This is a genomic window from Methylobacterium sp. V23, assembly GCF_002917135.1.
GTDB lineage: Bacteria > Pseudomonadota > Alphaproteobacteria > Rhizobiales > Beijerinckiaceae > Methylobacterium.
On the sequence record NZ_PDHT01000047.1, the window covers coordinates 1 to 23212 of the forward strand.

The window sequence follows — 23212 nt, forward strand, 5'->3', positions numbered from 1 at the left end:
CACACTGCCAAAGACGCTTCACGCTGCCCTCTAACATCAAAGTGCCCAGGTAGTGCTAGCTGCTGATCCTCGCTGATGAAGGGGCGAGCATTGGTGGCGTGGAACCTACGCCGTGTGCGCGTGGCGCAGGGTCTGAGCCAGGAGCGTCTGGCGGCAGACGCGGGCGTCGACCGGGCGTACCTTGGCGGGTTGGAGCGGCAGGCGGAAAACCCCACAGTCGACCTACTCGACAAGGTCGCCGAGGCGCTGGCTGTCCCGCTCGGCGAGTTGTTCGTCGCGCCGGATGAAGGCGCGACGCCGCCGGTGCCGCTCCGGGGCGGACGTCGGCGCTGATTGTTGCCTTCGTCCCCGACCCGGGTGAAGTCTTCCGCCCCAAACTTACTTGTGCACTGTGGTGTGAAGTTTGGACAGATCCACCCCGATCGCGATCGTCTCGATAGCGGTCTGCAGTTGCGGCAGGGTCGAGCGTTTGGTGTAGCGCGCCGTTTCACCCGCCGTCGCGTGGCCCGTGACGTGATCGATCACCGATGGCACCACGCCAGCTTGATGCATCAGCGTCGTCGCGGTGTGGCGGAACGAGTGGAAATCGAGCCCGACTCGGTAAACCCCGACATCGCGGCGGTAGCGCGTGAACCATTTGGTAAAGGCGTGGCCAAGCCGTGCGTCGGCTCCGCCACGTTCCAGGCCGGGGAAAACCCGTGGCTGTCGAATGCGCCGCTGTTTGTCGACGTGGGCGAGTAAGCCCAGGCGGATCAGTTCCGAGTGGATCGGCACGCGGCGCACGGCAGTCGCGTTCTTCACCTTGCGCGGAGGTCGGTCGTTGATGTCGATGAACCAGACGTCCTCGTCCTGCCGAATGTCCTCGACGTGCAGTTGGCAGATTTCCTCCTGACGCATGCCGGAGAACACAGCGATCAGGGGTAGCCAGAATTTTTCGTCCCGCGTGATGAGACCGCCTGGCGTTGTGCGCCGGGTCGGTGACGCACAGCCCGTCCAGACCGGAGTTGCGAACAGACGAATTAGCTCGGCCCGCTCCCACATGTCGCGCTGCTCGCTCGCCTTGCGAGTGGCGGTGAAGCGATGGCCGGAGAAGATGTTCTCGCTCGCGTCACCCTCCGCCACCGCTGCTGCCCAAAGGGTGGACAGGGCGGAGAAGTGACGCTTGATCGTCTTCTGTGTGATGACCCCGACACCCGAGCCCTTCGGCAGGGCCGTGTAGGTGGCCAGGATCGCCTCGACGCTCAGGCCGCGGTAGCGTGGGTGCTTGCCGTAATCGCTGGGCAGCCGCTCGACGCGCTCGCGGAAGCGTCCGGCATCCTTGCGCGTGTAAGTGTCGAGGGGCTTGTCGCCGCATACGTCCGCAAAGAGACGATAGGTGGCGCCAGCCTGAGCCGCGGTCTGATTGTCCCAGCGCTTCGTCTGGACCTGCTGGTCGCGAAAGGCTTTTCCACGGTCCTCGAAGCGGACTTCGCGCGCTGGATCGGGAGCGCCCTTTTCAGGCTGTGGTGATGCCGGTGGGGCGACGGGGGCAGTTGCAGTTGTCGGGTCGGCCGCGGGCGTCGGCCAGTGCTTCAGGTGCGGATCGGCGAGCGTCGCCTTCAGGAGCTTGTCGCGCGGCTCGTAGTTGAAGTCGCCCTCGTAGCGAGCTTTCAGCGCCTCCGAGAGGTCGATTCCGGCGCGCAGCATCGCCTGCTTGGCTTTGGCCGCTTCCGCAGGTGCCAAGTCCCTGATGGCGATCCCCTGACGCTTCAGCATCATCTCGGCGACGAATGCCGCCTCGTCGAGACGGTTGCCGGCCAGCGCCTCGCGACCCCTGGCGGCCATCGTCGCGTACTGCATGACCCGAGCTTCTCGTACGCCCTCGGGTAGCGGTCCACGGGTGAGCCGGCCGGCGTTCTCGTCCGACAGCATGGTGTCGTAGAAGTCGCGGACGAGATGGGTGAGTTGGTCGTCGGTCAGCATCGGCATGGCGCGCAGGGTCGAGAACAGCTCTTCCGCCGCCACGTATAGCCGACAGGCTACGACCTTGGCAGTGCGGATGTCGCTCGTGCCGAGGCTGCGCACGAGTTCGTGGCGGCCGAGGCGCTGCCGCAGGTCGACCGGAACCCGGCGTCTGAAGTGGAAAATGCGTCCGCGCTGGACGATGTTGGCGACCGAACTCAAACCGCACTCCCGCCATCCGCGCGGACGGCCTGTGTAGCAGCGGTGTGTAGCAAGGGGCTCAGACCGCGGGGCGGCTCAGCGAAAAGTTCTACGCCTGGAGTGACTTGGTTCTGACAGTGGCTGGGGGACCAGGATTCGAACCTGGACTAGAGGAGTCAGAGTCCCCCCTGTCCTATTGATATAACTGCGCTTTTTCTCCGAACATGGAGAAAAGCGGCTATGCAAAATCAAAGGGTTAGAGCGGGAAGCCCGACCGATTTTGGGCTGACGAAGGCCTCAAAAACGGAGAAGGCCGTCGCGGGGGTGAAGGCCCGCGACGGCGTTAATAAGAAGCCCTCGGGGAAGAACTTCGGCTCAAAGAATACGGCTCAGCGCCCTCCCCTGGCAAGCCGCCTTGTGGCGCTGATCGACCGAGACGGTACCGTCACCGCCCTCTTCAGCCGGCCCGATGAGATGCGTGCTTTCCTGCAGGGAGGCCGGGCATGAGCGATCTCCGCACCATCGCCACCGTTCGCAAGAATAACTCGGAGGAGATTCGGGTCAGCGTCGCCATCCATGATGGCTACGCCCTGGTCGACATGCGGGTGTTCTCCGCGCCTCGAAGCAGCCGCGGTGAGCCAGTGCCGACAAAGGCCGGCATCTGCCTCACCCGGACCAAGCTGCCCGAGCTCATCCTGGCTCTACAGGCAGCAGAGCGCGAGGTGACGCGATGACGGGCTCCGCAACAGCTACTGACGTGCTGTCCCCAAATGCCTTCGAAAGCGAACAAGCCCTTCTTGGGGCTATCCTGCACAACAACGACGCCCTGGACCGCGCCCGCGACCACGTGCAGCCCAGCGACTTCTTCGAGCCGCTGCACCGACACATCTTTGAGGTGATGATCGAGCGCCGGGATGCCGGGGATGCCATCGACTTTGGACTGATGAAGGCGGTGCTCGGCAACGCGGATCTCGGCGGCATCACCGTTGGGGGCTATCTGGCCAAGCTGGTGTCGGAAGCCATAACCGTCAGCGGCGCAGCGAGCTACGCCCGGCTGATCGCGCAGGCTGCCCGCATGCGGAGGGTGCTGGAAACCTCCCAGGCAGCTGTGGCAGCCATGACGGCAGGATCCGTACACAGCCCGGCCGAGTACGCCGCCTTCATGATCGAGGCGCTGGACGAGGTTGCCAGCGCCGGCCTCAGCGAGAGCGCCCGACGTGTCACCCTCGGCGAGGGTGTGGCCAGCGTGCTCGCTCGGGTGGATCAGACTCGGATGGGCAAGGGCATCACCGGCGTGCCCTACGGCGTGCCGAAGCTCGACACCTCTACCCTTGGTATGCGGCCCGGCCAGTTTGTGGTGCTGGCCGGCCGGCCGGCCATGGGCAAGACTACGGTAGCCATCCACATCGCCCTCACGGCCGCGCGCCGCAGCGGTGCCGTTGGCCTGATCTCCCTGGAGATGAACGCCGAGGAGCTGTCCGAGCGCGTACTCTCGGCGGTCGCCTACAATCCGCGGGAATGGGACCAGATCACCTACCGGGCCATTGCCGAGGCGCGGGGGCTGTCTGAGGCCGCTATGGCTCGGCTGCGCGATGCGACCGAAGCCTGCGCCGATATCCCGCTCTGGATCGAGCAGCAGCCCGGCCTGACCCTATCGCAGATCTCGGCCCGAGCCCGGCAGATGAAGCTGAAGGCCGAGCGTCAGGGCATCCCGTTTGCTGTCCTCGTCATCGACCACCTTGGATTGATTAAACCGTCTAAGCGCTACTCGGGTAACCGGGTACAGGAGATGACCGAGATCAGCTCTGGCCTGAAGGGCTTGGCGAAACAGCTCGGCATTCCGGTACTCGGCCTGTCCCAGCTCAACCGGGAGGTGGAGAAGCGGCCCGACAAGCGCCCCATCCTCTCAGACCTGCGTGAGAGCGGGTCCATCGAGCAGGATGCCGACGTGGTGCTCGGGCTCTACCGAGACGCCTACTACCTCGAGCACAAGGCCGATCGCACCGACGTCGAGGAGGACCGCCTCGCCCGCACGATCAACACTCTGGAGATCGAGATCTTGAAGCAGCGTTCCGGGCCCACCATCCGGATCGAGTGCTTCTGCGACGTCGCCTGCAACGTCTTGGCGGAGGCGCGCTGATGGTCGGCTTCTACAAGCACGATATCCCAGCCTGGATGGATGGAACGGAGGCCCTGAGCGACGGGGCCTACCGTGCCTACCACGTCATCGTTCAGCTCATCATGCTCAATGAGGGCCCGATCGCGCTGAACGAGCGGGGCATCGCGGGCCGCTGCAACCAGGCCATCAAGAGCTTTCGGGTGCATCTGAATGCTCTCCTGAAAACTGGAAAGCTCATCCATTGCGACGGTCGCCTGTCAAATCCACGAGCCGAAATCGAACTTCAGGCGGTCAAGAAAAATCGTGAGAACGCAGGCAAAGGCGGTTCATCACCAAAAAAACTGCCCCAAAACTCGGCTGAGCAGGTTGTGAGTGGTGCATCAGGTGCGGATGAAGCCTCTGCCAACCACGATAAGCCCTTGAAAAATAACGAGGCAGGGGAAGCGGTGCTCGATAAAATATCAAGCCTAAAAGAGAAGAGAAGAGAAGACTCCCCTATAGTCCCCAAGGGGACCGATCGGTTCGAAGAGTTCAGGGCAGCCTATCCGCCGAGGAATGTGCGCTTTCAGGCAACCCCTGCCCGAAAACGGTGGCTCGAGGCGCTGAAACGAGGCGCAGATCCGGAACAAATCATAGCCGGTGCTAAATCATGCGCCGCCGAGCAGCATCGGATCGACAAGGCGGGTACCGAGTTCGTCAAAACCGCCGAGGTTTGGCTGCGGAACCAACTCTGGAACGACTACCAGCCCGAGCCGGCAGCCCCGGCGCAGGATACGCCCGTTACTATCCCAGACGAGCAATGCCGAGAGTGGGTGCGCCAGTGGAAGCAGCGCGGCGGCTACTGGCCCTGGCGGCGTGTCCTGCCACCGAATGACCCTCGGACCACGATCCCCGCCCACATCCTGCTCACTGAGGCTGGGATCGAGCACCCCGCCACGCTGCTGAAGGAGGCCTGCTGATGGTTGCCGGCCTGGAGACTTTCGCCAAGGTCCGTGCCCTTCACGAACGCACCGACAACCCGGGCGAGAAGGCCGCCGCCGCTGGCCGGATGGAAACACTTGCCCGGAAGGCCGGAATGACGACGGTGGAGGCGGTGTCCAAATTGGACGGGGCGCCTTCGCGGCCGGTACCGGGCGTAGACTGGTCCGCCTTCGCGGACGTCTTCTGGAGGGCCGAGGCGGCGACGGATGCTGCGGATGGACCGGAGGCCTCATGCCAGCGCCGAGGCCTGCCCATCTACGACCCTGACAAGGTCGAGCCCTGGTGCAACGTTGCCGAGCACTGCCGACAGCTCGAATGGATCATTCCGAAGGCGCACGGCGGCAGGTTCCTCACGAAGGAGGAGCGCGCCCGGCTGAAGGTGCTCACCCGGCATTACGGCTCCGTCAAGAACTCCACCGCTGGCTGGATCGAGTCCGTTCTCGCGCGATGCGAGGCGGCACGGCAGTCTTGGCGCGATCGGGGCAGGGCCGGCGTGCGGCCCGATAGGAAGGCGACCGAGAGCGACATCGAGAAGGTAGCCGAACTCGTCGCCGCGGCGAAGCGCCGGGAGGCGTCCAAGTTGGATGAGCCGGAGGGGCAGTCGGCCGCCCCCCGCAATCCCTTCGAGGCGCTGTTCAACACCCCGGAGTTCCGCGCACAGCAGGCGGAGCGCCAGCGCCGAGATGCAGAGCGCCGCGTCGCGGCCCTGGCCGAGTACGGCAGCGAGGATGCGGTGTTCGCGGAGACTGAGCACGAGCGCGCCCTTGAGGCAGCGTGCCGGCCCTTGATCGTGCGCAAGCCCATCATCGGCGGCGACATGGACACCTTGTTAGGCTGGGACTTTATTGGCGGGGGTGATTTCCGGCCGGAGGTTCGGGAGGCGGTCGCCGCAGCCTATGACCTGCCGGTCAGGCCTCGCGAGGCATGGGAGGAGTGGCAGGGCTGGGATCGAATCTACCGAGACCGCGAGGCGTTCTTTCGCGATTACGGCTTCCCGGTCTGGGTGGAGGCCCGGCGACACGTTGTCGAGGAACTCCTGAACGAGGCGCCGGCCCGGTCAATGAACGATCTTCGGGCTCGGCTCTCGTGGATCGACTACCTGAAGAGCATTGACCTCTTGGGGCACCGACCCCGTGATGACGCCCTTCTCGCCACCCTCCGCGCCGACATCGAGCGCATGGGAACTCGCATTCGGGACCAGGCTGCTTCTGTCCAAAATGGACAGGGCGACACGAGCGGGCCCGTGGGCTCCCCCAATCCGGGGACGTCAAACCGCCCTGTCCAATCTGGACAGCCCCGCCGGACCAACGCTGAGAAGCGCCGTGACGTGCTGGCCCTGCTCAACCTGAGAGGTTTTCAGACTGCCCCTCTGACTGATCGCGAGATCGCCCGCCGTGCAGGGGTCTCGCCTCAGACTGTCGGCAACATCAGGAGGCGCACCCATGACTGACGCCGAGCGCGAAGCCCTTCAAGATAACCTCAGTGCCGCGCCACCCGCTGCCCATCATCGCCTTAACTGGCCTGACGGTTGCTCAGCACCGCTCTCCACTCTTCGACTTCAGGTGCTGCTCGACCTTATTCATTACCGAGCATGGGTCGTGACCGCGGTCCTTCGCGAGCAGCAGCAGGTCGGTCATGAGGTCGACGATGTCGCAAGGTGGAGCGGAGTCTCCCCATCTGCGGGCTGCTCCTTCAGCGTGGAGGTATGCGTCGAGGGCGACTTGAGCGAGTTCGGCTCGTCGATAAAGCTTGGCCATGGGCGTTCTCCTCGACCGCCTGGCCATGATTATTCTAGCCAGTTCGGCCATATACCAGTCATCAACCCGCCAGGAGTCACATTGTTGCCGACCGCCGTACATTCCGGCGGGCGCAGCTATGACTGACGCCGACCTCAGGACCCTTCAAGCAACACAGGTTCGCTGCCAATCCAGCTACGACGCGCTTGGAGTTTCATCCGCCTCGACGGTGTCCAGCAACTCCTCGGCTTTCATCCATAGAACGCCCGCTGGTGAGTGGATGGCGTTGGCGATCAGTCCCATGCCAGTCTTTGTCTTTGCAGCGTCCAGTGCCTTCTCAGAGCTCTCGTGCTCCTCGTGGTTCCACTGTCCACTTACCTGGTTGGTGCTGTCGCCCCACTCCAAGATCCACATGGCACTCTCCTCTTCCAAGGGAGAAGCGGCGGGCGCGCCCGAGTGGTTCCATGAACCCATTACAATGCTGAAGAGGGAGAGTTCAGGAAGCGTGACCACGAGTAGGTGGGGCGCCACGAAGCGCCCCAGATTGTACTATGAAGCCTTCAACTCGATCAGCTTTCGCCCGATGTTGTACAGGCGCTTGTCGTCCTCATGGGCGCACCGAGTGAGGTTTGCAATTTTGTGGTTGTCACGCTGGCCCATTTTGTACGCTTCGATAACATGCGCCATTTCCTTGGCGTCACCTTTACTGAAGGCATCCCTTAGCTCCGTCCGACCTTTGACGTCATCGCCTTGGTTCAGGCTCCAGTCCAAGTCCTCTTTGACTGATTTCCAGTTCGCGGACATGATTTCCTCCCTTGTCCCGTTTGGGACAGCCATGAGGATACGCCGCTTTTTATCCTCGTCGAGCAATCATGAATTTAGACGCGATGCGGCGGCTAGGAGCCTGCGATCTATCGAGTCCGGCTCAAGGGAATGCGATCGCCGCCATCGAACTCCCGGCGTATCTTTTCACGGCGGAGAGCCTGCTGCGCTTCCAAATGGTCAAAGAACCGCTCGCGCTGCTCTCGCGCTTCCAGGTCGACCCTGGGTTCGGCGGGCCATGTTGCAGCTGAATAGACGGCCACCGGCGCGGTCGCGAGAAGAGATACCACAAGGATTGAACGAAGCATCCTGACTCTCCTCTTGTTTGTGCTCAAAGAACTTTGGTTCAACATCCTGTGATAGCAGCTGTTCCTCCTGCACTATCTGGCATACTAGTCTCTGCCTATTGATGGTTATCAAATACTTTCCGCAGTCGCGCGGACTTTGAGGGTGAGCGCGACAGATCTTCCGAGTTCCCGTGGAGTGCGTACCCATGCAGACCCATACCCGAGAGACCGATAGGCGCGGTGCTGTGCTGGTTCAATCCAGCGATAGCCGTTGCCTAATCCCGTTCGATCGCCGCGAGGGCATGACCACAGCGGAGGCTGCCGAACAAGCGAACCGCACTGAGCGCACGATCCGGATGTGGTGCCGAGACCATGACATCGGCCGGCGCGTCGCTGGCGGCCCTTGGCTCGTGTCTCGAGTTGCCCTCGCGATGTACCTGAATGGCGACACTGCTGCCCTTTGTGCCTACCTCGCCGGTCACCGGCGAAGCTCGGGGGTCTGGCCGTACTTCGCTGCCGAGGGCTTGGAGGAGCTCGCTTTCGGTTGAGGCATGCACGTTGCGGAAATCGTGACGTATCGCTTGGCCTACTCGTGCGCCACGTTTGCAGCATCCGACGAAGGAGGCTGACAGTGACTGGTAGTGCCAAGGCCCTCAATTTTCCGACCACAGTCCGCTTTCGTGCTGAGGAGGGATTGGCTGGTGCCATCGCGCGTGCGGCGCGTCTCAATCGCACGAGTGCCGGAGAATATCTTCGTCGGGCTGTGCGTGAGCGCGTCCTCGCTGATGGTGTGGCCTTGCCCAGTTTCGATGGAGGCGATGGCCCACGCACTTCTCTGACGGCTTCCGCACTGTGCCGCGCAGCTTGAGGAGGGCAGCATGTACCTCCCCTTCAGCAACGGCGGTAAAACCCACGATATCTTCTCTGCCGTCAGACTCGGTCGCAGCGATACGGGCTTGCAGCGTCAGCGGGTAGCTCGCCTAAGCCTCAGCTTCATGGGCTATCGCCCAGACAGAGCAGCTCAGTCATGCTGACCTTCGATATGCGCGCCTTTGAGGAGGCAGCACGCAGCATGAAGGCAGCGCGGGATCAGATGCCCTTCGCGATCAGCGTGGCTCTGAACAAGGCAGCGCAGGTCACAGAAGCTCGGTTGGCCTCGGAGACATGGGCCCGCCACGTTGAGGTTCGGAACCGGGGCTTCATCCGAGCGGCCCTGGAGATCGAGCGGTCCGACAAGCGCAACCTACGCGTCGCCGTCTACGACCGGCTTGGACGCGCGAACCTCAAGCTTCACGCTACCGGTGGTACTGCGCGGTCGAAGGGTGGTCGCTTTGCCATCCCAACCTCCAAGGTCCGAAAGGGCTCGAAGGGCGTCATCGCCAGCCAGCGCCCCGCCAACCTCAAGCGCAAGGTCGTTAAGGGTGGACTCATCTTCCAGGCAGTCGGAACGGGCAACGCCTCGCGCCTGCAGCTGATGTTCAAGCTGCAACCCACGAACCAGGTGAAGGCCGACGTCCCATTCCGCCGCGACTTCCAGCGCTTCATGCGTGAGGAGATGCGACGCGAGTTCCCGAAGGCGATGCTGAAGGCCATGCGGACGAGGCGGTGATCGCTCCGCAAAACCCCAGGGTCCTTCCCAGGGGGGTGGAGGGTCGAGGGTCAGCGCGAGTGCGGCATCTCTCTAGGGATGGCTTCTCAAAACCCGGCAACAGGCAACAGGCAACAGGCAACAAGCAACACATGACCGTTGAGTCCAAAGCTGCCTTCGCCCGGCGTCACGGCGTGAACCGCTCGACGGTGAACAAGTGGGAAGCCAAGGGTCATCTCGTGCTGACGACGAACTGCCTGGTTGAGGTCGAGCAGTCGGAGCAGCGCCTCACCGGTCGGCCGGCAAACTACCGCGGTGGGACTACGAAGGCGCCGATAGCGCAGCGGAGACCGCAGCCCGCCACTCCCATATTACATCCTCGTCCGGAGCCCGAGCCTGGTGAGATGGCACTTGCCGCCCTCATCTCGGTTGCCCGAGAGATTGGTGTGCGTGTTGCCGCTCGGGCAATCGAGTTCGGTGCACCCCTGAAGGTAGCCTACGCGCTCGACGTCGCCGCCTGCCTGGAGGTGAGCGATCTCGGCGAGCAGTTTCTGACCAGCATCGGGGCGCGCCTTCCAGACAGCACCAGCTTGGTGGAGCTCGCTGATGCCGAGATCGCCGGCATTGCCGAACCGGACTGGCCAGCGCTTGCGATCGCGGCGGGCGAACCGCTCGACCTCAATGCCATTGAGGACTGGTTCACGCGACTTCCCTTTCCCGGCACTCCGGTAGGAGCCAACCATGGCTGACGATCGCCTGCGCCTTGTTGCAGAAGTCCAAGACGGCTTCACTGGTCCTCTGGGTAAGCTTGAGACGGCGCTTGGGCGAACAGCTCGCGCCGGCACCCAGGCAGGCAAGGATCTGAAGAAGGACTTCGACGGCTTCCACGGTTCGATCGGCAAGGCCAACACGGCATTGCAGAACATGACGCCGGTGCTGTCAGGGCTGGGGGTGGCTGGCCTTGCCACCGGTGTGTCTCTAGGGGCCGTCACGGCAGCCCTCGGCGGCTTTTCCAAGGGCACACAGCAGCTCGCCATCATGTCGAAGGAGACGGGGCTGGCTGTTGACCAGCTACGAGCCTTCAGCGCCCTTGGCGAGCGGTTTGGCGTATCAGCCGAGACGATGCAGGGCGGGGTGCGGAAGTTCGCCGACGAGATGAGCTCGCTGCGCAAGCGCTACGGCGAGACCTACAGCAGCCTGCAGGCCATGAACCTCGGCGAGATGGTCGAGAAGATGATCACCTCTCCCAACATGAAGGCAGCGCTCGACAACTTCATGGAGTCGGTCTCGCAGATCGGCGATCCGGTGAAGCGCCGGAAGGTGGTCGAGATGGTGCTTGGCAGCGACCAGATCGCGGCCGTCGCGGGCCAGGTGAGTGGCCGGTACCGAGCAGTGATGGACGAGATCCTGAAGGCGCAAGGAACGACGACGGATGCCCAGGTGAAGGCAGCCCAGCGGTTCGAAGAGACCCTGAGCCGCCTGCGCGAGAACATGGATGGGCTGCGAACCCAAGCGCTCGGTCCGCTGCTGGTCGAGTTCAATCGCTTCGTTGCGACGCTGAACACGCCGGACGCCCTCAAATTCATCTCCGGTGAGATCGAGGGTTTCAAGAAGCTGATCGCTGACACGGTCGCGGAGTTTCAGAAGCTCGACAAGCTCGGCGAGAGCCTCAAGGGCGGCAAATTCGACTTGAAGGGCAACACTGACCGCGAGCTCGAGACGATTGCCCGGCTGTTCGGTGCCATCAAGAACGCGCTCGGGCTCGGCGGGGCGCCGTCCGTTCAGCAACAGAGCTTTGGCGGGGTTGGGTTCGGAAACGGCGGCGGTTTTGGTGGAGGGCCGCTGATTCAAAAGGCGGGTTACGGTGGCATCTCGGCTCCCGGGGGAGGCTACGGTGGCGGGGGCTATCGTGGCGTTGGTTCGATCCCGCCCCTTGGCCTGCCTTCACCGTTGGATGCTTCAGGCGGAGGCAACCCGAACGTGACCGGCGGCGGTGCCGGACGCGGCTACGGTGGGGCTGTGCTAGCGCCGTCCGAGGGCGGTACCACCTTGCCTGGTCCTCTCGGCGGCGCGCGATCAGTCCCTGGGATCTCGGCGCGCGACATGCGTAACGTTCATCCCGAGATCGCCGCGTACATCCGCAACTCAGCGGCCCGTCACGGCATCGATCCCAACGTTGCCTTGCGCATCGCCAACTCTGAGGGGCTGCGAGGCTCAACGCCTACCCGCATGACCCCAGGCGATCCGGATGCCGATAAGCGGTTCACAAGCTTCGGACCGTTCCAGCTCCACTACGCCGGACGCGGTAACGGCATGGGCGGTAGAGGCCTGGGCGACGCATACACTCGGGAAACGGGACACCACGCGAGCGATGCCACCTACTGGAAGGAGCAGATCGATTTCGCAATGAAGCATGCCCGGAAAGGCGGTTGGGGGCCTTGGCATGGTCGGATCGGGGCGGGCATCGGCGAACGACAAGGGATCGGGACCTACACCGGCCCAATCCCACCCGCCGAACCGTCAGCGGCAGCAGATGCTGGGTCAGACGTGCCCTATTATCAGCGTCCGCGCTCCAACGTGCCCAGCCAGATGTCTCGGCTGCGCGACGACGAGATCGAGGTGGCTGGCTCCGGCCGGCGTGCTGGCGACGAGCTCATGGGGCGGGCGTTCGGCCGAGAGACGGCAGCCCCGCCTCCGCAGACCCACCGGATGTCGATCGAGCTCAGTGGCTTCCCGGCTGGGACCCGAGCTCGGACTTCGATGGGCGACCTGTTCAAAGAGACGACCGTCTCGAAGAGCCGCCAGGTGGAGGCGATCTGATGCCGGATCCCGATCTCATCTGCGAGGTCCGTACCGAGGGCGGCACCTACCGCGACTGGATCAACGTCGCCGTCGAGCAGAACTTCATGAACGAGGGCTGGATCCGGTCCTTCCGCTTGGTCTGTGCCGAGCCGAGTGCCGTCGCCAACCTGCGCCTGAAGCCGGGCGATCGCGTCGACATCGCCCTGGCTGGGCAGGTGGTGATCAAGGAGGGCTACATCCGCGATCGCCAGGCAGCCTTCGATGCCAATCGACATGCGGTACAGGTGACCGGCTACGGCAAAGCCGGGCTGATAACGGAAGCCTCGATCAACGGCGGCACCGGTCAGTACCGGGGCTACAAGCTCGATGCGATCGCGAACTCGGTGCTGAAGCCCTACGGTCTGAAGTTCCGGGTTCAGAACGGAGCCGAGGGCTGGGATGCGCCCTTTCCGAACGTCATGGTCCGCTTCGGCGAGACGCCCTTCGACCTGATCTCGAGGCTGTGCCGACAGCGCAACCTGTTCTTCTATGCGGACGCGGCCGGCAACGTGGTGGCGGGTCCGAAGTCGGGCAGCGGCACAGTCGCCTTCGTCGAGGGGCAGAACATTCTCTCTGCGAACTGCCAGCTGCGCCATCTCGCAGTCGAGTCCCTGGTCAGCAACTCGCAGCAGCCGGGCTCAGACAGCCTGTTCGGGAAGAAGGCCTCCGAGATCCAAGCCAAAGCGACGGTGAGTGGTGGCACGCCAGGAGCGATGCGGAAGGTACTCGCCGAGATGCCCCTCGACCAGAAGGGCGCTCAGCTGCGCACGAACTGGGAGGCTGCCGCGCTACAGGCCATGGCCCTTCAGCTGCAGCTCACCTATCAAGGCTGGCTGAAGCCGGGCACTGGCGGCCTCTGGGAGCCATCAGACGGGGTGACGGTGAAATCCCCCATGCTGTTCGCCACAGCGACAGGCGAGCAGGAGCTGAAGGTTGCCGGTTATGCCTACACGCAGGATCCGAACGGCGGCACGATCACGACGCTCGACCTCGTCAACAAGCTGGCCTGGGAGCAGCGCAAGGGCGACGCGATGAAGAACGATGGGTTCTATGATCTCGGCAATGGGCCAGCCCAGCCAGAAGCAGCCCTGTAATTTCAAGTAGATATCATAACACCAATATTATGCTATGTTAAAGGCTGCTTTTTGACACCTCCATCGCTTCCCTCCAGTTGCGCCTTTTTCTCGATTTCGTCACGAGACCAACGAGATAGATCGATTTCGGCAGCGAACTCAGCTGGGCTTAGGAAGTTTTCTGAAACAGCTTTCATAAGATTTTTCACGGCCCTGTTGGCCTTAGACTTTGGTATTGATGGCATTTTATTTGTCATTATATCCGCATGGTTAGGTCTTTTGTCTAGACCTGTAGCATACACGCAGAATGCAGTTGATTTCTCAACTGATTTATCCTTCGCCTCGATCTCGTGCATTAATTCTTTTAATTTATCGACCGGAACAAGAACTATGCCGTAAAGTGCTTTTAGAGTTCCATCCGAAGCCTTGGAGCGCTCTCTGAGCATTTCTTGTATTGTTTCATGGTATTCTTCTGCGGTCGCCCTTACGCGGCGCAGGCAAGACGACCCAAATGTAGCCGCATCCGAAAACAATGCAGAGGTTACCCTCTTCGAGTCCCCGTCTCCCTCAGTATGAGTCGGATCCATAACAAGTCTGACGAGAACTTCGTCAGAAGCCACTGGTTCATTGCAATATTTTGAGACCTGCTGGTTCTCGCACGTGCATTCCGGAGCGTTTTTGTCGATATACTCGACGCGCGTCTTATCCTCTGGCGCACTCTCGAACAGCTCTATGCAATTCATAATATTATGAACGAACGCCAAGCCCAAGTTTATTTAGAAATTATTTCTGGTATATAGCGCCCATCGAACTGGGGGACGTCCCCATCCCATTCGTCGTCACCGACGTCTATATTGGAAGCAATTACACCGTTGGGCATGAATTCGAATTGTGCATCGACTTTATCGTTCCGGACGCCGAGCACGGCATTGCCATCAGAGAAAATTTGCGCCGAAAACTTGAACGAGCGACGCGCACCAGCAACGAGCCCAAGAAACTCCTCCGCCAACTTAAAGCTGGCAGCGTTTGCATTGTGCGCATGCCTCTGGAATCGACGCAAAAGCGCCAGCGTTGCATGGACGCTCGGCACAGCAGCAGTAGGCAGTGGCACGACGTTCGACGTGGAATTGATCCCTCGACCCTGCTGGGAGATAGCTGAACGCACGATTGAACTGGGCGGCCGGATGAAAGCCGTTCCGATACCCTCTGCAGGATCAAAGGGGTCTTTCGGCAGCGCGTACATCTCAAGCGTCCTAAAGGCCGATTCGCTCGGCTGCCTCTGGAGTAATAATGCGACAGAGGTCGTCCTTCAATGCGGTATGCTGACGATTCAGCGTATCTAACACCTCAGACAGGCCCCACCCCATCCCTATGGTTTTCCCATAAGAAGGAGCATTAACCGCATCTTGCAGCATAGTATAAATAATAAATGATCGAGTTTGCTGCCCGTTTTTGCCAGGAAAGTCGCCGTAGTCAATTTTTGACTGAGAAAGTCTGCGTATCTTGTCGCTTATTCTGTCGAATTTACCACTGTGAGAGTGCCAAGGCTGGTCTGCTTAGCGCCTCCTGGCGCGACCCACGGGGCATCTGGAACTATAATCTTCGATAAGTCGACATTGCTGGGGTCTATTAGATCAAACCGATCCCAATATTCCAGCTGAACAGAGAGAAAGGGGAGCTCGTAATTATAATACTTATACAAGTGTGAAAGGAATTTTTCCACCCGGGCACAAAATGGACGCCACCTGATGTACTGATTAGTCTGTATTTGAATTGTGTCTTTATTGGCAGTAAGCCTTTCTACAAGCCTGTCCTCTTCATCATAGATACTAAAATTTAGACCCATGCTTTGTTGTAGTGATACAGCAGGGGAGTTCAAAGTAACCCCTAGTCGTGCCCCATCAAAGCCTACTGCGAGCCCAAATGCAGGAACCGGAAAGCCTATGTCTAAGTCTCGCCCGGCTCCCCAGATCGCCGGGCGCATTGCTGCCCATTGTGCGTCCGAGACGGAGCCAGCAAACTGTACCGTCGCTTGGACAGATACAATTGCGTGGGCCTCATTGAATGGGGCGAAACCACCCAAAGTTGGCTCGGACATTTTCCTACCTATTCCTTGAGCGCGCTTAGGGCGCTCCAACACGCCTGCTAAGGTACTTCGTGCACGGTTAATAGCTCATCGCTACGCGCCCGAGACACCTCGTCCGAGGTCATCAGGCCTTCCGCTGGAGATCGGCTTTCAGCGCTCTTGCCTGAGGTGCGATCTTGCTCATCCGCAGCTTCAGCCTACAACTTAAGCGCCGCGATAGGGTTCATGACCGCTTAGCCTTCAGGGCTTCCTCAACGAGGCGACGGATGGCTTCAGAGCGCTTCGGCTTGTCGGGCTGAGTATCACTCCAGGCGTCGATCTCAGCCCGAAGCTCGGGCGCGAGACGGATCGAGGTCGCAGGGTCCTTGCCGGTGGCTGGACGTCCCCGCCTTTTAGGTGTGACCTCAATTGACATCAGCATCCCAAAAAGGTACGACATAAAACAGGCCGGAGCAAGGTTGCAGCCTTTCCCCGGCCCTAACCATCCACGTTTCTGAGGAACGAAAATGGCTGTCTATGCCCCTATCACACCGGCACTTGCCGGTGAACGCGGTCGCCTGCGCAAACCGCACCTCGGCCCGGTAACTCTGGCCATTCGCGCGGTGCGCTACCGCGCCAATCCCGCTTCCGATATGCTTTCGGCTCAGCACCAGGAGGAGCGCCGCGATCTCCAGGCCCTTCGTGTCCGCATTGCCGGTCAGTTCGCTGCCGACGCTGCCTTGCTTGAGAGGGGCGGCGCATGACCGCCCCAGCATCTCGCCGAGGCTTCCTGTCCGGCCTTACCACCCTCCCGCTGATCGGCGGCAGTGTAGCTCTCATCGGCGCCCCGACGGCGGTGGCCCAGCCAGTTAGCACCAAGCTGCTCGACACCTACGACACTTGGTTGTTCTATGAGCGCCGGTTTCTCCGCTTCCAGCGTTATGGAAGCGCTGACAGAGGGGGTGACCTCGGCTGCGATGGCCGCTTCGCTGTGGTGGATACGCTGACTGGCGAGCCGTTCGACTTCGTGCGCGCTGACAATGCCGCGATGCGCTTCCACGACGAATGGTTTGAGCCGGCGCCTCCCTCAACGCGCGCTGCGCTCGTCCTCGGAGCCGTCGGCTGCGCCTGGCGGGAGGGCGGACTATGAGGCACGAAGCTTCTCGCCGCACCCTGCTCGGCGGCCTTGCTGCCCTGCCAGCGCTCACTGTGCCCGTGATCGCGGCCACGGACCCGGATGTCGCCTATCGGCCGCAGCTGCACGCAGCCTATGCCGAAAAACGCCTCGCACGGCCCATCGCCAGTGTCGCGGTCGACTACAGCATCGAAGATCAAGCCGCGACGCTCGTCATGCGGCGGACGTGGAAGCTCTGCGATGAGGTGCTGGCCCTACCTACGCCCCAAACGCTTTGCGGCCTTGGTGTGCTCGGCCTTGCCGCTGCGATCAACCTTGAGGGCTTGGCAAGCCTGCAGGGGGGCGTGAGGTTTGAGGACGACGATCGAGCTGTTGCAGTTGCTCGGGCGATCTTAGCCATCACGCGCGAGCCTTTGCCGGAGGGGTTTGAAGGGTGGGGCGACGAGCCTGGGTACTTCGAGCGCGAATCGGCATACCTCGAGAGCGGTCTCGGTAGCCTTCCTGCTTGGGCGATCAAGGAGGCGAAGCGCTGCGCCTGATCGATGTCGTCCACGCCCACCCGGAAACGGGGGGAAGCCGAGCATAGGGGCGTGGACGGTCGATCCTCGGACCGACCTATAGGAAAGCGGCGCTTGGGCTGTTCGTTCAATAAGGGCGTAAGTGCCGCGCCCAGGGTTGCCGTGCCAATCTGCCTGGCAGGATCCGCCCGGAGCTCACGACGCCTTGAAACCTGTCACCAACCCGATGATCACCGGTCCAGCTATCATCAGGGAGAGCGCGATCTGCTCTGACGGATTGTCCGTGAGAGCCCTAACCAGAGCCGGCCCAAGGACCATTACGGCGCCGCCGGCCAATCCGGCGAAAAGGCTTCTACCGTCCATGAACCAACCCTCGCATGCGAGTCGGATCTGGCTCGTGAATGTTCAACTCGTCGCTACGAGCATTGTGCCACGTTCGTCCGAGGATCAGGATTTCTTGCGGGTTGATGTTGGCCCTTCTGGTAGAAGGGTTCAGCCTTAGATCGTCAGCCAGGGTCATGCTCCTCGGTATGACCACACCGTTGAGCTGTCAGCATTCGAGCGAGCTGCCAAGTTTACTCAAAGCCCAGACTCTCTCGGTGCGGTCTGAGGTCCAATAAAGCCCGCTCTGACGGACGATCGCGAAACTTGTCGCGCTCAACCTCTGGAACAGCCCTGATCGACCCAGGTTGCTTCTTCTCACAGTGGCGGAAGCGGCGAGGGACAACGTGAGCGACAGCGAGCGACCATCACGCCGCCTTCTGCTGCAGTCCGGTGGTGGTGTGGCCACAGCTCTATTGCTTGGGATGAACGCCTCATTGAGTGCCGAGACGCAGAATGCCACATCGGCCGATGCCTCGCCGGGCCGTCGGTCGAAGACCCTCGATACCGAGTACTTCAAGGGCATGTACGCCACCGAATCCGATCCGTGGCAGTTTGCAACGAGCGCCTACGAGCGGGACAAGTACGCGGCTACCCTCGCGGCCCTGCCGCGGTCCCGCTACGCCTCTGCACTCGAGGTCGGCTGCTCCATCGGCGTGTTCACGCATCAGCTTTGCCCCCGCTGCGACACTCTCCTGGGGCTTGACGTGGTGCCGTCCGTGCTGGACCAAGCCCGGGCACGCTGCGCCGACTGTCCGAACGCCGGCTTCAAGCTCAGTGCGGTTCCCGGTGACTGGCCAGACGGCAAGTTCGACCTGATCCTGATCTCGGAGGTTGCGTACTACCTCGACCGTCCCGACCTCGCCCGCTTGGTCGGGCGGGTCGGGAATGCCCTGCTGCCGGAGGCGGACATCGTACTGGTGCACTGGACCGGTGTGACCCACTATCCCCTGTCCGGCGACGAGGCTGCCGAAGGGTTCATCGCCGGCGCGCGTGGCTTTGCTCAGGTCCTGAAGCAGGAGCGGACCGACAAGTATCGGCTCGACGTCCTGCGAGCGACTAGATCCTAGAGAGGCCCCTTCAATCCGGAGACGACGGACGAGTCGCTTCTGGATGCCGCCGCTTTGCGATGACGTAGAGCAGGAGCCCGACCAACATCAACACGCAGCCTGCGAGCGATTGAGAGGGCCGGACCGCCAGAAGGTGAACCATCATCAGCAGCGTTACGGACAGGAAGATCAGGGGGGTGACCGGGTAGCCCCAGGCTCGGTACGGTCGCGGCAGGTCGGGTCGCGTGATCCGCAGCTTGACGAGGCCGAGCACCGTCAGGAACGAGCAGAAGGTCAGGGCAAACTGGATGAAGTCGAGGACCGCCTCGAAGCTCTGCGTCAGCAGGAGCAGACTGGCGACCGCGCACTGGAGAAGGATCGCGGCCTTCGGGACCCCGCGGCGTGAGTGTTGGGCGAGCGCTCCCAACACCGGCATGTCCTCGCCCATTGCCACGGTCACGCGCGGTCCGATCCACATCATCGCGCTGATCGTCGGGATGAGCCCCAAGCAGATCAGTGCGCCGACGAGACGACCGCCCGTCTCGCCGAAGATATGGCGGCCGGCGATCAGTGCGACCTCGACTTGGCCTGCGAGGTCGGGGAGCGGTGTGGTGTAGAGGAACACCGCGTTCAGGGCGAGGTAGAGAGCGATCACGATGCCAGTCCCGACGAACAGCGCGCGCGGCAGGCTGTATGATGGATCCGCAAGTTCGCCGACGATGTAGGTGGCGGCGTTCCAGCCGGTGTAGGCGTACATCACGAAGACCAAGCTGACCGCGAAGCTGGCGCTGAAAAGCTGCCCGACGTCGAAGGTGCGCGGCGCGAAGTCGATGGGCTGGGCCTCACCGTAGGCGAAGCCCGCACTGATGAAGGCCACGATCAGCGCCAGCTTCAGCAGCGTGGAGCCGACCTGGAGGACGCTGCCGTGATGTGTGCCTCTCAGGTGGACGGCTGTGACGATCCAGATTGCTGCGAGGCCAAGGACAAGTGGCGGCGCACCGGGCAGGACGGCTTTCGCATACTGGCCGAACGCCATGCCGGCCAGCGCTACAGGGGCCGCGAAGCCGACGGTGGCGGAGAGCCAGCCCGCCATGAACCCGAAGGCCGGACCGTACATCCGGGTCAGGAAATTGTACTCGCCGCTGGAGCGGGGAAACATCGTGGCGAGCTCGGCGTAGCAGAATGCGCCGCACAGGGCGACGACGCCCCCAACGAACCAGAGCAGCAGCAGCGTAAAGCCGGACGTGATGTCGGTGACCTGGAACCCCAGGCTAGTGAAGACGCCAACGCCGATCATGTCGGCCACGACGATGGCGGTCGCGGTCAGGGTCGAAATGGCCGAAGTAGGTGTTTTCATGACCAGTTCATAGGCTTTACGCTAACGTCGCGTCCACGAACTCGGGTCTATGTCCGCTGTTGTGAGACGCCTGCGTCAACCTGTCGGACTATGTCGCGTGGGTTTGCGACGGTCTGCTTCCGGGCGAGAGTTGGGAGAAGCAGACACCGCCGTCGTGCCCGGTCACAACACTTTGCGGACGACAGGCGCCTCCACTACCGCGTCGCATGAAACAGGCTCTCCTGATCATCGACGTCCAGCCTTGCTTCAACCTGCTGGAGTGGTTGATCGAGCAGATCGCTCGACTCGCTCCGACCATGCACTCGATTGCCACCGTCGAGCGGCATGATGAGGTTGTGAAGCCGTTCTGGCGGCAACTCGGCTGGAGGCCCGCCGCCGCCGATCCGCTCGTTCCGGCCGACAAGGTGTTTGTGAAAACACGGCTACCTTCCGCGTCTTGGACACGTCAGCTACGCGAAGCGATTAGCGGCCAAGCGCATCCTGGTGTGCGGCATCCAGGCCGATACGTGCTGCCTCGCCGCTGACTTCATGCTCTTCGACGCCGGCCTCAGCCCAACCTTGCCTGAGTGGGTGACGGTCGGATCGTCACTCAATCGCTCGGCAACGTTGGGTGCGGACCTTTTGCGGCATCATTTCGGAGCTGGAAGCGTCCTCGAAGGTCCTGGCGTCATCTAATTGAAAAACCTAACTATCGTGTGCCTCAACCACCCATGGTCATGACTGAGCCCCCGTCGACCCTTAGGAACTCGCCAGTGATGAAGCTCGCGCGCTCGGAGCAGAGGAACGCCACGGCAGCAGCGACTTCCTCGGCCTTACCACGCCGCTTGGCGACGATGCCGGGGCGCTCCTCGTCGAGGGTTTGCTGGACCGCCTCATCAAAGGAGATTCCCTTCTCCTTCGACTTCTTCTCCATCTGTGCATCGGTCATTGGCGTAGCGATGAAGGCCGGGCCGACGGCATTCACGAGGACGCCCTCCGGCCCGTAGGCTTTGGACAACCCCTTCGCGAGGTTCAGGACACCCGCCTTCGCAGCCGCGTAGGGAAGCTCCTCGACATAGGGCTGGACCGCGTCTTCTGACGAGAACAGTACGACGCGACCCCACCCGGCCTTGCGCATGTGCGGGATGAAGGCCCTAGTCGCGCGCACGCCGGCCATCAAATCGGTCTGGATCGCCTCCAGCCAGTCGTCGTCGGTGAGTTCGAGGAAATCCCCGGACGCGCCGGTAATGCCGGCGGCGCAGACGAGGATTGTCGGCTTGTCGTCAAAGGCCATGTTGGCGAAGGCGACGAGCACCTCGATCCCTTTGGACTCGCTTAGGTCGGCCTGGACGGCGCGAACCTGACCCAACGCCGCCAGTTCCGCAGCGGTCGCCTCCAACTCCGGGCCTTCCTTGTCGGTCAGGACGACGTGAACGCCCTCCCGAAGCAGGTGTTCAGCGGTCGAGCGGCCCATGCCCGACTTTGCGCCTGTGACGACGGCGACGCGCCCCTTGATGCCGAGATCCATGGATGTCTCCGGAGGTAATGGTATGAGGATGACCTGCGTCGGCGCAGGCACTTGCACGGTGACTTTCAGAACCCTGCGAAGGCGCGGATCGCGCCTTTCCTCAAGCCGGGATGCGGTCGATGCTGGCGGTATCCTCGGCCGCAACGCCGTTCTCGCGGTGGCGGAAGTCGCTCAGCGCGCGGTAGACCTGCAACCGCGCCCGCATCACCGAGCCAAGCGGCCGGTGCGCGGCGAGGCTGTGTGCCGGGCGAAAGGTCATGACCTCGTCGAAGTAGCGCACCCGGTCCGGCGAGTAGGCGTCCTGGCGCGGCAGGCGGAGCGTCGCCACCGTCCGGTACGGGCTGACCGAGATCGGCCAATCTACCGAGGCGTCCTCGATGGGCTGCCGCTCTGCATCGGCCCAGAGCTGCGCCTTCAGCTCGAACACCACCTCGTTGTCCCTTAGGAAAGCGACCGTGGCGTGCCGGAAGCCGTCCTCGTCCTGGTTCGGATCGAGTCTCCACTCGGACAGCGCGCGCTGCGCTTCGCCGGTCGGAACGGCCCCGAGCTTGGCCACGTAATCGCCGAAGCGCACTGGTGCCTGGCTGAAGTAGCTATCCGCAAGCGGGTGGCTGTAAGGATGGCCGAAGAAGTCGGCGAAGGCGCTTTCGGTGCCGAAGGCATGGAGCGCCTTGTTGAGGTTGCGCATGGTCGACGACACGGCGCTTTTCACGCCCTCCGGCAGGCCGGTCGACTTGCCGATGACCGTGCCGTCGCGCAGGAAGCCGGCCGCTGTGCCGGACGGGAAGGTCGTGCCGGTCGCGAGCACGAAGTCCTGCGTATCGACGGAATGGCCGGGGAGCTTCTCGCCGGGAACGTCGAAGACCTTGATGGACATGCCGCGATGGGTCGACACCCGGTCGCTCAGGGTCTCGCCCGGGCCTTGCGCGAAGCGTACCGCGACTGGGTGGGTGCCCGGCACGGCGAACAGGCCTTGCGCCAGTTCCGGCGGAAGGCCAGCAGCGATCGTCAACTCACCCGTGGCGCAGGCCGAGCTCTTGGCATGACTGGCACGGACCGCGTGATGCTCCCGCTTCTCGACCGTCTCCGACTGCTGGGTCATGCCCTTGATGATGCCGTCGATCGTCTCCTGCTCGTTGGCCGCGGGTTGCTCGATATCGGTGGCGTAACGCAGGTAGGTCATGTTGATCCTTCAGGTGCTCCCTGAACCGCACAGCCCGGCACAGCACCGCAACAAGGCAGGCTGTCGCCGACCCCGGTCTTGACAATGCTCAAGACGAGAAACCGCGTCGAAACGGAAGATTTGACGGTCAGAATTGATGGGCCTTTGTCATGTTAAATGCCGGACGCTTCGGGCGTTCCCGGACTGTCGTTCACGGACAATTGAGCCGTTCGCAGCTCGGAACGCCGCTCCGTAGGCCAAGTTCTGTTCCGAGCTAAACGACAAAGGATGACAGACCTTGCAAGCCCCCGTTCGCTACAGTCCCGACGTCGAGGTGGTGACGTCCGGTGAGGACGTGACCATCGCGCAGCTCAACCAGACCTTCGACAAGATCCTGCAGACCGTAGCCGCGGATTCCGGCCACGCGGTGCGGTCGGTGCATGCGAAGG

Annotated in this window: 24 protein-coding genes and 1 pseudogene; 16 read left to right on the top strand and 9 right to left on the bottom strand. The window is 62.3% G+C overall.

The annotated features are described in order from the left end of the window. Positions 1-75 precede the first annotated feature (75 nt). Positions 76-333 (top strand): helix-turn-helix transcriptional regulator, encoded by a 258-nt coding sequence (locus tag CRT23_RS25030; RefSeq protein ID WP_103712266.1) that lies wholly within the window; start codon positions 76-78, stop codon positions 331-333. A gap of 45 nt (positions 334-378) precedes the next feature. On the opposite strand, the gene CRT23_RS25035 is transcribed toward CRT23_RS25030, so the two are convergent. After that, positions 379-2163 (bottom strand): site-specific integrase, encoded by a 1785-nt coding sequence (locus CRT23_RS25035; protein WP_103712267.1) that lies wholly within the window; start codon positions 2161-2163, stop codon positions 379-381. A 482-nt stretch (positions 2164-2645) separates the two neighbouring features. On the opposite strand from CRT23_RS25035, the gene CRT23_RS25045 reads away from it, so the two are divergent. The 5 genes from CRT23_RS25045 to CRT23_RS28695 are packed head-to-tail and all read left to right on the top strand — an operon-like array spanning position 2646 to position 7125. Next, complete coding sequence (locus tag CRT23_RS25045) at positions 2646-2876, top strand: PC4/YdbC family ssDNA-binding protein (RefSeq protein ID WP_103712269.1); 231 nt, start codon at positions 2646-2648, stop codon at positions 2874-2876. Further along, a complete protein-coding gene (locus tag CRT23_RS25050; RefSeq protein ID WP_103712270.1) occupies positions 2873-4282 on the top strand; it encodes a replicative DNA helicase in 1410 nt (469 codons plus the stop codon). Before CRT23_RS25045 ends, CRT23_RS25050 begins: the two co-directional genes overlap by 4 nt. Continuing rightward, a complete protein-coding gene (locus CRT23_RS25055) occupies positions 4282-5220 on the top strand; it encodes a DUF1376 domain-containing protein (RefSeq protein WP_103712271.1) in 939 nt (312 codons plus the stop codon). The genes CRT23_RS25050 and CRT23_RS25055 overlap by 1 nt, the downstream gene beginning before the upstream one ends. Beyond that, positions 5220-6692, top strand: coding sequence for a hypothetical protein (locus CRT23_RS25060; RefSeq protein ID WP_103712272.1), 1473 nt, complete (start codon positions 5220-5222; stop codon positions 6690-6692). Before CRT23_RS25055 ends, CRT23_RS25060 begins: the two co-directional genes overlap by 1 nt. Next, positions 6685-7125, top strand: coding sequence for a hypothetical protein (locus CRT23_RS28695; RefSeq protein ID WP_181017461.1), 441 nt, complete (start codon positions 6685-6687; stop codon positions 7123-7125). The genes CRT23_RS25060 and CRT23_RS28695 overlap by 8 nt, the downstream gene beginning before the upstream one ends. Positions 7126-7173: 48 nt before the next feature. On the opposite strand, the gene CRT23_RS25070 is transcribed toward CRT23_RS28695, so the two are convergent. From CRT23_RS25070 to CRT23_RS28075, 3 genes are all read right to left on the bottom strand, one after another. Continuing rightward, positions 7174-7392, bottom strand: coding sequence for a hypothetical protein (locus tag CRT23_RS25070; RefSeq protein WP_103712273.1), 219 nt, complete (start codon positions 7390-7392; stop codon positions 7174-7176). A gap of 135 nt (positions 7393-7527) precedes the next feature. Then, on the bottom strand, positions 7528-7782 hold the full coding sequence (locus CRT23_RS25075) for a hypothetical protein (RefSeq protein ID WP_146056504.1): 255 nt from the start codon (positions 7780-7782) through the stop codon (positions 7528-7530). Between the two features lie 107 nt (positions 7783-7889). Continuing rightward, on the bottom strand, positions 7890-8108 hold the full coding sequence (locus tag CRT23_RS28075; protein WP_146056505.1) for a hypothetical protein: 219 nt from the start codon (positions 8106-8108) through the stop codon (positions 7890-7892). A gap of 281 nt (positions 8109-8389) precedes the next feature. Here CRT23_RS28075 and CRT23_RS29805 point away from each other — a divergent pair, with 281 nt between their 5' ends. The 5 genes from CRT23_RS29805 (at position 8390) to CRT23_RS25105 (ending at position 13610) form a co-directional block, all read left to right on the top strand. Next, positions 8390-8635: a helix-turn-helix domain-containing protein gene (locus CRT23_RS29805; protein WP_103712287.1), complete on the top strand. Its 246-nt coding sequence runs from the start codon at positions 8390-8392 to the stop codon at positions 8633-8635. A gap of 479 nt (positions 8636-9114) precedes the next feature. After that, positions 9115-9696 carry a hypothetical protein gene (locus CRT23_RS25090; protein WP_103712276.1) on the top strand — a complete coding sequence of 194 codons (582 nt, stop codon included), beginning with the start codon at positions 9115-9117 and terminating at the stop codon, positions 9694-9696. A 131-nt stretch (positions 9697-9827) separates the two neighbouring features. Continuing rightward, positions 9828-10424, top strand: coding sequence for a hypothetical protein (locus CRT23_RS28080; protein WP_146056506.1), 597 nt, complete (start codon positions 9828-9830; stop codon positions 10422-10424). Then, the gene (locus CRT23_RS25100) at positions 10417-12495 is read left to right on the top strand and encodes a hypothetical protein (RefSeq protein WP_103712278.1); all 2079 of its coding nucleotides are present in this window, start codon (positions 10417-10419) and stop codon (positions 12493-12495) included. The genes CRT23_RS28080 and CRT23_RS25100 overlap by 8 nt, the downstream gene beginning before the upstream one ends. After that, the gene (locus CRT23_RS25105) at positions 12495-13610 is read left to right on the top strand and encodes a phage baseplate assembly protein (protein ID WP_103712279.1); all 1116 of its coding nucleotides are present in this window, start codon (positions 12495-12497) and stop codon (positions 13608-13610) included. The genes CRT23_RS25100 and CRT23_RS25105 overlap by 1 nt, the downstream gene beginning before the upstream one ends. A 32-nt stretch (positions 13611-13642) precedes the next feature. On the opposite strand, the gene CRT23_RS28085 is transcribed toward CRT23_RS25105, so the two are convergent. Then, the gene (locus tag CRT23_RS28085) at positions 13643-14353 is read right to left on the bottom strand and encodes a hypothetical protein (protein ID WP_146056507.1); all 711 of its coding nucleotides are present in this window, start codon (positions 14351-14353) and stop codon (positions 13643-13645) included. 8 nt (positions 14354-14361) lie between these two features. After that, on the bottom strand, positions 14362-14832 hold the full coding sequence (locus CRT23_RS28090; RefSeq protein WP_146056508.1) for a hypothetical protein: 471 nt from the start codon (positions 14830-14832) through the stop codon (positions 14362-14364). 1349 nt (positions 14833-16181) lie between these two features. Between CRT23_RS28090 and CRT23_RS28095 the strand changes: the two genes are divergently transcribed. From CRT23_RS28095 to CRT23_RS25125, 4 genes are all read left to right on the top strand, one after another. Next, positions 16182-16418, top strand: a complete 237-nt coding sequence (locus CRT23_RS28095) for a hypothetical protein (protein WP_146056509.1) — start codon at positions 16182-16184, stop codon at positions 16416-16418. Next, positions 16415-16804, top strand: a complete 390-nt coding sequence (locus CRT23_RS25115) for a hypothetical protein (protein WP_103712280.1) — start codon at positions 16415-16417, stop codon at positions 16802-16804. The genes CRT23_RS28095 and CRT23_RS25115 overlap by 4 nt, the downstream gene beginning before the upstream one ends. Continuing rightward, positions 16801-17328, top strand: coding sequence for a hypothetical protein (locus CRT23_RS25120; protein ID WP_103712281.1), 528 nt, complete (start codon positions 16801-16803; stop codon positions 17326-17328). The genes CRT23_RS25115 and CRT23_RS25120 overlap by 4 nt, the downstream gene beginning before the upstream one ends. 785 nt (positions 17329-18113) lie before the next feature. Beyond that, on the top strand, positions 18114-18758 hold the full coding sequence (locus CRT23_RS25125; protein ID WP_103712282.1) for an SAM-dependent methyltransferase: 645 nt from the start codon (positions 18114-18116) through the stop codon (positions 18756-18758). A 10-nt stretch (positions 18759-18768) separates the two neighbouring features. On the opposite strand, the gene CRT23_RS25130 is transcribed toward CRT23_RS25125, so the two are convergent. Then, positions 18769-20094: an amino acid permease gene (locus tag CRT23_RS25130; protein ID WP_103712283.1), complete on the bottom strand. Its 1326-nt coding sequence runs from the start codon at positions 20092-20094 to the stop codon at positions 18769-18771. Between the two features lie 206 nt (positions 20095-20300). On the opposite strand from CRT23_RS25130, the pseudogene CRT23_RS25135 reads away from it, so the two are divergent. Next, positions 20301-20769 (top strand): annotated as a pseudogene (locus CRT23_RS25135) (hydrolase). A 25-nt stretch (positions 20770-20794) separates the two neighbouring features. Here CRT23_RS25135 and CRT23_RS25140 read toward each other — a convergent pair. Beyond that, positions 20795-21601: an SDR family oxidoreductase gene (locus CRT23_RS25140; RefSeq protein ID WP_103712284.1), complete on the bottom strand. Its 807-nt coding sequence runs from the start codon at positions 21599-21601 to the stop codon at positions 20795-20797. Between the two features lie 100 nt (positions 21602-21701). Further along, complete coding sequence (locus tag CRT23_RS25145; protein WP_103712285.1) at positions 21702-22784, bottom strand: catalase family protein; 1083 nt, start codon at positions 22782-22784, stop codon at positions 21702-21704. Positions 22785-23212: the final 428 nt, after the last annotated feature.

Coding starts and splice junctions, on each gene's coding strand:
- CRT23_RS25145 (WP_103712285.1), bottom strand. CDS start 22,784: ATGACCTACCTGCGTTACGCCACCGATATCGAGCAACCCGCGGCCAAC.
- CRT23_RS25070 (WP_103712273.1), bottom strand. CDS start 7,392: ATGTGGATCTTGGAGTGGGGCGACAGCACCAACCAGGTAAGTGGACAG.
- CRT23_RS25105 (WP_103712279.1), top strand. CDS start 12,495: ATGCCGGATCCCGATCTCATCTGCGAGGTCCGTACCGAGGGCGGCACC.
- CRT23_RS25140 (WP_103712284.1), bottom strand. CDS start 21,601: ATGGATCTCGGCATCAAGGGGCGCGTCGCCGTCGTCACAGGCGCAAAG.
- CRT23_RS25050 (WP_103712270.1), top strand. CDS start 2,873: ATGACGGGCTCCGCAACAGCTACTGACGTGCTGTCCCCAAATGCCTTC.
- CRT23_RS25055 (WP_103712271.1), top strand. CDS start 4,282: ATGGTCGGCTTCTACAAGCACGATATCCCAGCCTGGATGGATGGAACG.
- CRT23_RS25045 (WP_103712269.1), top strand. CDS start 2,646: ATGAGCGATCTCCGCACCATCGCCACCGTTCGCAAGAATAACTCGGAG.
- CRT23_RS25115 (WP_103712280.1), top strand. CDS start 16,415: ATGACCGCCCCAGCATCTCGCCGAGGCTTCCTGTCCGGCCTTACCACC.
- CRT23_RS25120 (WP_103712281.1), top strand. CDS start 16,801: ATGAGGCACGAAGCTTCTCGCCGCACCCTGCTCGGCGGCCTTGCTGCC.
- CRT23_RS28075 (WP_146056505.1), bottom strand. CDS start 8,108: ATGCTTCGTTCAATCCTTGTGGTATCTCTTCTCGCGACCGCGCCGGTG.
- CRT23_RS25060 (WP_103712272.1), top strand. CDS start 5,220: ATGGTTGCCGGCCTGGAGACTTTCGCCAAGGTCCGTGCCCTTCACGAA.
- CRT23_RS25075 (WP_146056504.1), bottom strand. CDS start 7,782: ATGTCCGCGAACTGGAAATCAGTCAAAGAGGACTTGGACTGGAGCCTG.
- CRT23_RS28095 (WP_146056509.1), top strand. CDS start 16,182: ATGGCTGTCTATGCCCCTATCACACCGGCACTTGCCGGTGAACGCGGT.
- CRT23_RS25130 (WP_103712283.1), bottom strand. CDS start 20,094: ATGAAAACACCTACTTCGGCCATTTCGACCCTGACCGCGACCGCCATC.
- CRT23_RS28695 (WP_181017461.1), top strand. CDS start 6,685: ATGACTGACGCCGAGCGCGAAGCCCTTCAAGATAACCTCAGTGCCGCG.
- CRT23_RS25090 (WP_103712276.1), top strand. CDS start 9,115: ATGCTGACCTTCGATATGCGCGCCTTTGAGGAGGCAGCACGCAGCATG.
- CRT23_RS25030 (WP_103712266.1), top strand. CDS start 76: ATGAAGGGGCGAGCATTGGTGGCGTGGAACCTACGCCGTGTGCGCGTG.
- CRT23_RS28080 (WP_146056506.1), top strand. CDS start 9,828: ATGACCGTTGAGTCCAAAGCTGCCTTCGCCCGGCGTCACGGCGTGAAC.
- CRT23_RS25125 (WP_103712282.1), top strand. CDS start 18,114: ATGAACGCCTCATTGAGTGCCGAGACGCAGAATGCCACATCGGCCGAT.
- CRT23_RS25100 (WP_103712278.1), top strand. CDS start 10,417: ATGGCTGACGATCGCCTGCGCCTTGTTGCAGAAGTCCAAGACGGCTTC.
- CRT23_RS28090 (WP_146056508.1), bottom strand. CDS start 14,832: ATGTACGCGCTGCCGAAAGACCCCTTTGATCCTGCAGAGGGTATCGGA.
- CRT23_RS29805 (WP_103712287.1), top strand. CDS start 8,390: ATGACCACAGCGGAGGCTGCCGAACAAGCGAACCGCACTGAGCGCACG.